This window comes from Methylophaga sp., assembly GCF_030651745.1.
Genome location: NZ_JAUSCC010000106.1, coordinates 1 through 8,995, shown reverse-complemented (window position 1 = coordinate 8,995; position 8,995 = coordinate 1). Strand labels below are relative to the sequence as shown.

The window sequence follows — 8,995 nt, the reverse complement described above, 5'->3', positions numbered from 1 at the left end:
TGTCGGAAAACGTTATATTAATGTCCAACGGTTAACTTTAAATCATAGGTGTTTAGTTTGATTAGTGACCGTTATTGCAATCTTTACCAGCCTGCTTAAAGCCCCTTTGTTGGACGTCCTCTATAGTTAAACAGGATGAACGTTAAGTCATGCGTAGTGTAATAACAAAACGTGTAAGATTTTTATCTGAGGTGACGCTGATATCACCGTCATGTGCTTCGATAATCGCTTTAGTAATAGCTAGCCCTAAACCTGCACCATCACTGTGGCGTTGTCTTGATTGATCGGCGCGATAAAAACGTTCAAATAAATACGGCAAATGCTCGGCGGATATTGCTGGGCCGGGGTTTTCGACACTGATACAAAGCGTGTTAGCAGCATGCTGATAGCTGTTAACCACAATGCTGTGGCCAGAAGCGGTGTGTCGTATCGCATTTGATAACAAATTAGTTAAGGCATGCCTTAGTAAAGAGCGATCGGCATTAATGACGCTAGGCTGACCGGCAAAAGCAAGTTTGACTCCTGCTTCTTCTGCTAAAGCTTCAAAAAACTCGAATATGGCCGAGATTTCATCGGCAATATTTAAAGGCTGTTTGTTCGGGGTAATTAAACCATTTTTACTTTTGGCTAGCCACAGCATATCGCTAACCATCTTGCTAAGCCGTTCTTGCTCTTCTAAATTTGAAAATAACACGTTTTGGTATTCCTCAGCCGTTCGTTGCCGAGATAAACTGACTTGGGTTTGGGTAATAATATTGGTTAAAGGGGTGCGAATTTCGTGAGCAATGTCGGCACTAAAATGCGATAACTTAGTAAAGCCATCCTCTAAGCGGTTTAGCATGTGGTTGAATGACTGCACCATATGCGTTAACTCAGAAGGTACTTCGTTGGCGTTTAATCTAATGTCGAGTTTGCTGGTTTGAATATCGCGCATATTGTCACTTAGTCCCCTAAGAGGAGCTAAGCCTTGATGCACCGCAACCCAAGCTGCTAATAAAGTAAGGAGGCAGGAACCGAGTAAAATGATCCAAAGACTTTGACCGAGTTGTTGTAAAAAGTGAATATGAAAGTCCATATCAATGGCTGCAATTAACCGGTAGTTATCGTTTGCAGTAGCGATGTTCAGAGCAATACCCCGATAGGCCTTATCTTGATATTGCCAGTGTTGAATATTTTCAACTTTAAATGTATCTATGGATTCATCAGCATCTGTAAGTTGGCTTAAATCAAAATTAGCATTGTTATAAATAATTTGCTGCTGGGAATTGTTTATCTGGTAATACACGCCATGATGTCCGGCAACAGCTTGGGATAATGATTGAGCTAAAGTTTTCGGATCTGTAGGTTCTTTAAGGAACACTTGCTGAACAGAGTGAACAATAACGCCAAGTTCATCGGCATCTTGTTCGATAAAATGGTGCTCTATAGAACTGATAAGCAGTTGCCTAACAACCAGTAAACAAACCGCAATAGTGACAACGACAGACAGTACCACTCTCTGGGTCAAGGACAGTGGCCGTTTAGTGTTATGCTTCATCCGCTTGCTCGTTTTCAAGTTTATAGCCCATGCCGCGCACGGTATGGATTAGTTTAGGCGTAAAATTATCATCTACTTTAGCCCGTAACCTTCTTATCGCGACATCAATAACATTGGTGGCACTATCAAAGTTCATATCCCATACCTGTGAGGCGATTAACGATCGGGGTAAGACTTCGCCGCTGCGGCGCATTAAAAGTTCTAGTAAAGAGAATTCTTTATGGCTTAAGGCAATTTTGACTCCGCTACGCATGACTCTTCTTTTGGGAATATCTAATTGTAAATCGGCCACCTGAAGCAAATCTGGCGTGGCGATGGTTTGGCCGCGACGTATTAGGCTGCGTACCCGAGCTAACACTTCAGAGAAAGCAAAGGGTTTAATTAAGTAATCATCCGCGCCTAATTCTAAGCCTTTAACTCTGTCATCAACGCTATCGCGAGCGGATAAAAATAATACTGGTGTCAGGTTATTGCGTTCGCGAATGGATTGCACTATTCGCCAGCCATTTACATCAGGCAACATCACATCTAGCACAATTAAATCAAATACTTCGGTCATGGCAAGGTGATGACCATCTAAACCATTTCTGACTAGCGAAACTTGAAAACCTGCTTCAGTAAGGCCTTGTTTTAAATAATCACCCGTTTTGATCTCATCTTCCACAATCAGTAATCGCATAGCCTTTCCTGTAAATAAGGGTTACTGATAGCTTGCAATAAACAGACTGTCAGCTCGATGACAACAAGATTACGATTTTGTAATGCCAGAGTCATGTTGCTGACAGTTATAAATAGCTAAGCTAGATGAAATAAATAAGCTCAAGGGTTATATAAATGGATGATAACAAGTTCAAATTACCAGCTTCTATCTCGCGGCGCCGCTTTGTACAAGGTCTTGCCGTCGGAGGCGTTATAGCGAGTTTCCCGCATGTTGTTCGCGCCGGTAGCTCTTTTAAAGACAATGCCGCGACAGGTTCTGCACCAGAATTAAGCGGCAAAGTTATCGAGCTAACTATTGCTGAGTCCTTAGTCAATTTTACCGGTGTAGTACGTACAGCAACCACCATTAATGGCTCTATTCCGTCACCAACGCTGCGCTTACGCGAAGGCGATGAGGTGACGATTAAAGTGACCAATACCTTATCTGTGCCTAGCTCTATTCACTGGCATGGCATTATTTTACCTTATCAAATGGATGGGGTACCAGGCTTAAGCTTTAAGGGCATTATGCCCGGTGAAACCTTTGTTTATAAGTTTACTTTGCAACAAAGCGGTACTTACTGGTATCACTCTCATAGTGGCTTCCAAGAAATGACTGGCATGTACGGTGCACTAATCATCGAGCCTAGAGAGCAAGATATCATCGTTGCTGATAGGGAGTATGTGGTACAGCTTTCAGACTGGACCGATGATGACCCGATGAAAGTATTTAGTAAACTAAAAGTGCAAGGTGATATCTACAATTATAATCAACCAACAGTACGAGATTTTTTCCGAGACCTGTCAGAAAAAGGGCTTAGTTCAGCATTATCAAAACGTAAAATGTGGCAAGAAATGCGCATGAGCCCGACAGACTTGGGAGATGTGTCAAGCGCTGCACTAACCTACTTATTTAACGGCAGCACACCGCTGGCCAATTGGCGAGGCCTGTTTAAAAAAGGCGAAAAAGTTCGCTTGCGCTTTATTAATGGCGCCAGCAATACCTTCTTCGATGTCCGTATCCCGGAACTGCAAATGACCGTAGTGCAGTCTGATGGCCAAAATGTCCATCCAGTAACTATTGATGAGTTCCGATTCGGCCCGGGTGAAACCTATGATGTACTGGTCACACCGCAATCTGATGCTTATACCATTTTCGCCCAGACCATAGAACGCACCGGTTATGCTCGAGGCACCCTAGCGGTAGCCGACAATATTAATGCACCCGTACCGGCAGTCGATCCAGTAGAGTGGTTAGCGATGGCCGACATGATGGGCAATATGTCCCATGGCGGTTCAATGACAGAGGGCGCTATGGATCATAGCCAACATGGCGCAGCTATGCCGATGGATTTAAGTCAGCATGCAGGGCCGGCCGCTGCTTATGCTAAAGCCAGCACGCAAGTGCGCCATGCCAGTACTGAATATGGCCCTTCGGTTGATATGCGGGTAGATACGCCAAGAACTAACTTGGACGATCCGGGCATTGGTTTACGCAATAATGGCCGAAAAGTGCTGACGTTATCCGATTTACACTCACTAGAAGGTGTTATTGAACCACAGCGTCCTGAAGCTGAAATTGAATTGCACCTAACTGGCAATATGGAACGCTATAGCTGGTCAATTGATGGTTTAGAGTTTGGCCAAAGTACACCTGTGCATATGAAGTTACATCAGTGCGTTAGGGTGATTTTACATAATGACACCATGATGACTCACCCTATGCATTTGCATGGAATGTGGAGTGATTTAGAAAGTGAAAGTGGTGAAGTCCAAGTCAGACGCCATACTATTCCGGTGCAACCTGCTCAGCGAATTAGTTTTTTAACAACGCCGCATGATGTAGGACGGTGGGCCTGGCATTGTCATCTGTTATTTCATATGGATGCAGGTATGTTTAGAGAAGTGGTGGTGTCATGAAAATAACAAAATTAGTCAGTAGCGCGCCGGTGATTGCGTTAACAGCGAGTTTATTGCTAGTAAATGCTGGGGTGATGGCAGACAGCCAAATGGACCATAGCGAAATGGATCATAGCAAGATGAAGCATGGTGATAAGGCGATGGACCACAGCGCAATGGATCATAGCAAGATGAAGCATGGTGATACGGCAATAGACCACAGCGAAATGGATCATAGCAAGATGAACCATGACGATAAGGCGATGGACCACAGCCAGATGGATCATAGCAAGATGAACCATGACGATAAGGCGATGGACCACAGCCAGATGGACCATAGCAAGATGAACCATGGCGATAAAGCGATGAGCCACAGCGAAATGGACCATAGCAAGATGAACCATGGCGATAAGGCGATGGACCACAGCCAAATGAACCATGGCGATATGGCAATGGACCACAGTCAAATGGACCATGGCGATATGGCAATGGATCATAGCCAAATGGATCATGGCGATATGAAAATGCAGGGCGGAAAAGCGCCTGCAGATGCCCGAGATCCTCATGCTTATTCTGGCGGTTTTACCTTAGCCGACGGGCCTTATGCTATAGGCGGCGGTCGCCAGTTAAAACTGGCAGATGAACACCGTTTTTACGCAATTAAAGCAGATAAGTTGGAGCACCAGTTTGCTACGGATAGCTTAGCATTTGACTTACAAGGCTGGTATGGCACTACTTTTAATCGACTAGCAATAAAGCTGGAAGGTGAGGTAAGCGATGGTAAGTTAGAGGAAAGCCAAACCGATTTGCTATGGAGCCGTGCGGTTTATACGTTTTGGGATGCCCAGCTCGGAGCCCGGGTTGATACCTACACGGAAGGGGAGAGTCGGCAGTGGTTGGCATTGGGTGTCCAAGGCTTAGCGCCGTATTGGTTTGAGGTCGATGTAACTGCCTATTTAGGCAACTCTGGGCGGACAGCCATAGCAGCAGAAGCTGAATATGAATTGCTATTCACGCAACGTTTAATCTTACAAAGCACAGTGGGATTAACTGCTTATGGTAAAGACGATGCCATTAATGGTATCGGAAAAGGCTTAGCGTCTTTAAATGCTGGAATGCGTTTACGTTATGAGTTCTCACGCCAGTTTGCGCCTTATATCGGTGTTGAGTGGATGGCTAAGTATGGCAATAGCGCTGACTTTGCCCGAGCGAATAATGAAGCGACTAATACTACGAGTGCGGTCGCGGGTGTGCAGTTCTGGTTTTAATAATTAAGGTGATAAAAATGAAAATATTAAAAACATTAAAAATAGTGAGTGCTATAGCTGTTTTATTAATGGCGACTACGGTGTCTGCACATGTTGATTTAACTGAGACAGTACCAGCAGATGAGGCGATGTTAATGCAAAGCCCTGCAACGTTAAAGCTGACATTCAGTGCCCCAGTACGGATGATGAAATTAAGCTTAATTGATGCAGAGAAAAAAGCGGTTAAATTTGGTTTTGCGGCTTCAGCTACAGCCGCCTCAGAATTTGAGTGGCCACTGCCAACCCTTAAAGAGGGCGAGTATCAGGTGAGTTGGATTGTTATGGGCCAAGATGGCCATAAAATGACCGGTGATTATAGTTTTATGCTCCATGGCGATATGAAGATGGAAGCAAAACAGCCATCTAGTCACAATTCACATTCTCATTAGCATTAGCATTAGCATTAGCATTAGTAGAAGGTAACTTAGAGATGGTTGGCAATTGGGAGTTAATGCTATTACTAACAAAGTTTGCCACTTATGCTGCAGTCAGCAGTTGTGTCGGCAGCATATTAATGCAAACTTTACGATCAAAGCAATTAAGGACTACTGATACTAAGCTGGAGGCTTTTGATGTTTGGCTTAGCCGTTGGTTTTTAAAATGGGCGGGCTTAGGCCTAGTAATATCACTGTTACAATTGCCAATTCAAGCCGGTGCTATGGCTGAAAATGGCTTAGCAGGCATGTTTGACCCCTTAATGCTTAGTATCATGTGGCAATCAGCAGTGGGTAGCCAAGTCAGTTTCATTGTTGTCGGTTTTACGCTGTTGTTACTTAGTGAGTGGGGGATAAACAAGCTGGCAAGGTTTAAAACCATACTAAGAATAGTCACAGTGACTGGGTTTATTCTGCTAGCAATTAGCTTTACTTTTACGGGCCATACGGTAGAGCTCAATACGGTGTTTAAAGGCTTGTTAATGTTGCATATACTTGCCATGGCAGCTTGGGCTGGTTCTTTGTGGCCCTTACATCAAAGTTGTAAAGCGTTGCCAGCTGATAGTTTAGTGACATTAATGGAAAACTTTGGCAAGGTAGCGGTGTTTTTTGTATCCATATTAATCGCTTGTGGTGTGCTATTACTACTGCAGCTTGTAGAGCCTATTGGCAATTTATTCACTACCAATTATGGTCAGTTATTGATGTTAAAGCTGATATTTGTCAGTGGTATGTTGCTGTTAGCAGCTTGGCATAAACTTAAACTTGTTGCTGAGTTGGCGCAGCATAAAAATGCCCAACCGCTGCGGCTGTCAATTTTAATTGAAACGCTATTGGTGGTCTCAGTATTAGTGACGACTAGCGTGTTTACGACACTTGTTGGGCCACAAAGTTAATCTTAGCTTTATTTGTTATTAAGACTTATTTTTTTTATGAGAACCCTGTGCCAAAAATTACAACTTTAACTGCCTTATTTGCAGCAGTATTTTTGCTAACAGCATGCTCTGAACCCGCTGTAACTAATAATGATCCGAAAGTTACGGCAGAGCCTGTGGTGAGCCAACAACAGAGCGAGCCTTTATTAACTGTTTATAAAACAAGTAGCTGTGGCTGTTGTAAAAAATGGATATCGCATATAGAGCAAAATGGCATAACAGCTATCGCAAAAGACTATGATGATTTAAGCTTTATTAAAAATCGTTATGGCATTCAGCCCAATCATATCTCATGCCATACTGCAGTATCTGAGAATGGCTATGTATTTGAGGGCCATATTCCAGCAAAATATATCCTTATGTTTTTAGCCGAACCAGTGGCCAATGCTATTGGCCTTACGGTACCAGCCATGCCATTAGGTTCACCAGGTATGGAAGTGGGCGACCGTTTTATGCCGTATGAGATATTGGTATTCCTTAAAGATGGTACTAGCAAGGTTTACGCTAAAGTAGATGGTTATGATATGCAGTTTTAACAGCAACTAGTAACAAGAACTGACTTACCCGCGCTGGTAAGTCAGTTCTTCTGTAATTGACTAAACTAGCAATATTTTACATGTTCTTAATGTCTAGAACCTCGCCGACAAAAAAGGTGCGGTTCAACGCAACTCGTCGACAAATTCTGACAAAGTAATTACTCAACCTGTCGAGGCAAAACATAAGCATCGGTCTACGCCACTTTATAATTTAACTCAAGGAAACTAGCATCATGAACATACATCTAGGCGATATTGCCCCAGACTTTGAGGCGAATACCACAGAAGGAACGATTAACTTTCATGACTGGATTGGCGACGGATGGGCGATCCTGTTCTCTCACCCGGCCGACTTTACGCCAGTATGCACCACGGAACTAGGTGAGACCGCCAAGCTGAAGGAAGAATTCGACAAGCGGCAATGCAAAATAATCGCTATTTCGGTTGACTCGGTGAAAGAGCATAAAGCCTGGGTCAGCGATATTGAGGAGACCCAAGGACGCGCGGTCAACTTCCCGATTATTGGAGATGAAGATAAACAAATCTCTCGGCTTTACGATATGCTGCATCCCGGGGAGGATGATAGCTCGGCAGTGCGTTCGGTATTTCTGATCGATCCGAATAAGAAGATTAGAATGACGCTGACCTATCCGAAGAGTGCGGGCCGAAACTTCAACGAAATCTTACGGGTGCTCGACTCGATCCAATTAACTGATGGCTATAAGGTTGCTACCCCAGCAAACTGGTGCAATGGTGATGATGTCATCATAGTTCCCTCTTTATCAGACGAGGAGGCTAAAGAACACTTTCCTGAAGGTTGGAAGACGCTTAAGCCATATCTTCGTATAGTCAAGCAGCCTAATCGTTAAGGTGGGGCGCCTACCATTTTAAGTAATGAAAAGGATGACGAATATTCAAGTTGTTCGTAATATTAGGGAGTTCTTTTGCTAAGATTTCCTTCTAATAGTTTTAATCTACAAAGTAGATTAGCATCAAAAAGACATACGCCTCATTAGAGGCGTATGTCAGACTTCTTATGCAGCCATTTTTCTGCATTCTTCAGCGCATTTTCTGCACTCGTTAGCACAGTCTTTACAGTGCTGGTGCTCATACTGAGCACAAATTTCAGCACATTTCTCACAAATTTCGGCACATAAATTACATATTTGAGCTGCATAATCACTGCCACGAGCCATCGCAGCCGCTGCAAAACGACACATATCCGCACAGTCTAAATCCATACGTACGCAATCTGCCATTTTGGAAACATTACTTTCTTCTAAACAAGCCACTGCACAATGATCGCATTGCGCAGCGCAGCGATAACAAGCTTCGATACAAGATTGATATTTTTCATGAGACATAGTGACCTCTCTTTAATTGATGAAACATGCTTAATTGCATGTTAAGGGCATTTAGCAAGAAATATACCAATATAAATTAGCCAATGAGTCGCTGCATTTCCCTTTTACCAAGCTGTCACAATCAGATTATTTATAATGTGGGTTTGACATCCTCCCCGGCCTAAAGGCCGGAGATTCCTACGGCGCTCATCCCGGCATCGCGCCGCAATGAGTTGCTTCGGTGGGTTCCTGCTGCTGGCGACATTACTGCGTCGCTCACTTCACAGGCGCAACGGGCGTGTCCC

At 43.8% G+C, this 8,995-nt stretch carries 9 protein-coding genes; 6 read left to right on the top strand and 3 right to left on the bottom strand.

Going from position 1 to position 8,995, the window contains the following annotated elements; all coding sequences use genetic code 11:
- Positions 1-142: 142 nt before the first annotated feature.
- Both Q7V21_RS12430 and Q7V21_RS12425 read right to left on the bottom strand, forming a co-directional pair.
- A complete protein-coding gene (locus tag Q7V21_RS12430; RefSeq protein WP_304917601.1) occupies positions 143-1,537 on the bottom strand; it encodes a heavy metal sensor histidine kinase in 1,395 nt (464 codons plus the stop codon).
- Positions 1,527-2,216 (bottom strand): heavy metal response regulator transcription factor, encoded by a 690-nt coding sequence (locus Q7V21_RS12425; RefSeq protein WP_304917600.1) that lies wholly within the window; start codon positions 2,214-2,216, stop codon positions 1,527-1,529. The genes Q7V21_RS12430 and Q7V21_RS12425 overlap by 11 nt, the downstream gene beginning before the upstream one ends.
- A 155-nt stretch (positions 2,217-2,371) precedes the next feature.
- Between Q7V21_RS12425 and Q7V21_RS12420 the strand changes: the two genes are divergently transcribed.
- From Q7V21_RS12420 to Q7V21_RS12395, 6 genes are all read left to right on the top strand, one after another.
- Entirely contained in the window at positions 2,372-4,156 is a 1,785-nt protein-coding gene (locus Q7V21_RS12420) for a copper resistance system multicopper oxidase (RefSeq protein WP_304917599.1), read from the top strand.
- Positions 4,153-5,403: a copper resistance protein B gene (locus tag Q7V21_RS12415; RefSeq protein ID WP_292360135.1), complete on the top strand. Its 1,251-nt coding sequence runs from the start codon at positions 4,153-4,155 to the stop codon at positions 5,401-5,403. Before Q7V21_RS12420 ends, Q7V21_RS12415 begins: the two co-directional genes overlap by 4 nt.
- A 17-nt stretch (positions 5,404-5,420) precedes the next feature.
- Positions 5,421-5,831, top strand: coding sequence for a copper resistance CopC family protein (locus Q7V21_RS12410; protein WP_247870132.1), 411 nt, complete (start codon positions 5,421-5,423; stop codon positions 5,829-5,831).
- 269 nt (positions 5,832-6,100) lie between these two features.
- Complete coding sequence (locus Q7V21_RS12405) at positions 6,101-6,772, top strand: copper resistance D family protein (RefSeq protein ID WP_304917598.1); 672 nt, start codon at positions 6,101-6,103, stop codon at positions 6,770-6,772.
- A gap of 47 nt (positions 6,773-6,819) precedes the next feature.
- Positions 6,820-7,347, top strand: a complete 528-nt coding sequence (locus tag Q7V21_RS12400) for a DUF411 domain-containing protein (RefSeq protein ID WP_247870131.1) — start codon at positions 6,820-6,822, stop codon at positions 7,345-7,347.
- Between the two features lie 233 nt (positions 7,348-7,580).
- On the top strand, positions 7,581-8,216 hold the full coding sequence (locus Q7V21_RS12395) for a peroxiredoxin (RefSeq protein WP_304917597.1): 636 nt from the start codon (positions 7,581-7,583) through the stop codon (positions 8,214-8,216).
- A gap of 165 nt (positions 8,217-8,381) precedes the next feature.
- Here Q7V21_RS12395 and Q7V21_RS12390 read toward each other — a convergent pair whose 3' ends face one another.
- Positions 8,382-8,711, bottom strand: a complete 330-nt coding sequence (locus Q7V21_RS12390; protein ID WP_226069738.1) for a four-helix bundle copper-binding protein — start codon at positions 8,709-8,711, stop codon at positions 8,382-8,384.
- Positions 8,712-8,995 lie beyond the last annotated feature (284 nt).

Coding starts and splice junctions, on each gene's coding strand:
- Q7V21_RS12415 (WP_292360135.1), top strand. CDS start 4,153: ATGAAAATAACAAAATTAGTCAGTAGCGCGCCGGTGATTGCGTTAACA.
- Q7V21_RS12395 (WP_304917597.1), top strand. CDS start 7,581: ATGAACATACATCTAGGCGATATTGCCCCAGACTTTGAGGCGAATACC.
- Q7V21_RS12425 (WP_304917600.1), bottom strand. CDS start 2,216: ATGCGATTACTGATTGTGGAAGATGAGATCAAAACGGGTGATTATTTA.
- Q7V21_RS12420 (WP_304917599.1), top strand. CDS start 2,372: ATGGATGATAACAAGTTCAAATTACCAGCTTCTATCTCGCGGCGCCGC.
- Q7V21_RS12410 (WP_247870132.1), top strand. CDS start 5,421: ATGAAAATATTAAAAACATTAAAAATAGTGAGTGCTATAGCTGTTTTA.
- Q7V21_RS12390 (WP_226069738.1), bottom strand. CDS start 8,711: ATGTCTCATGAAAAATATCAATCTTGTATCGAAGCTTGTTATCGCTGC.
- Q7V21_RS12430 (WP_304917601.1), bottom strand. CDS start 1,537: ATGAAGCATAACACTAAACGGCCACTGTCCTTGACCCAGAGAGTGGTA.
- Q7V21_RS12405 (WP_304917598.1), top strand. CDS start 6,101: ATGGCTGAAAATGGCTTAGCAGGCATGTTTGACCCCTTAATGCTTAGT.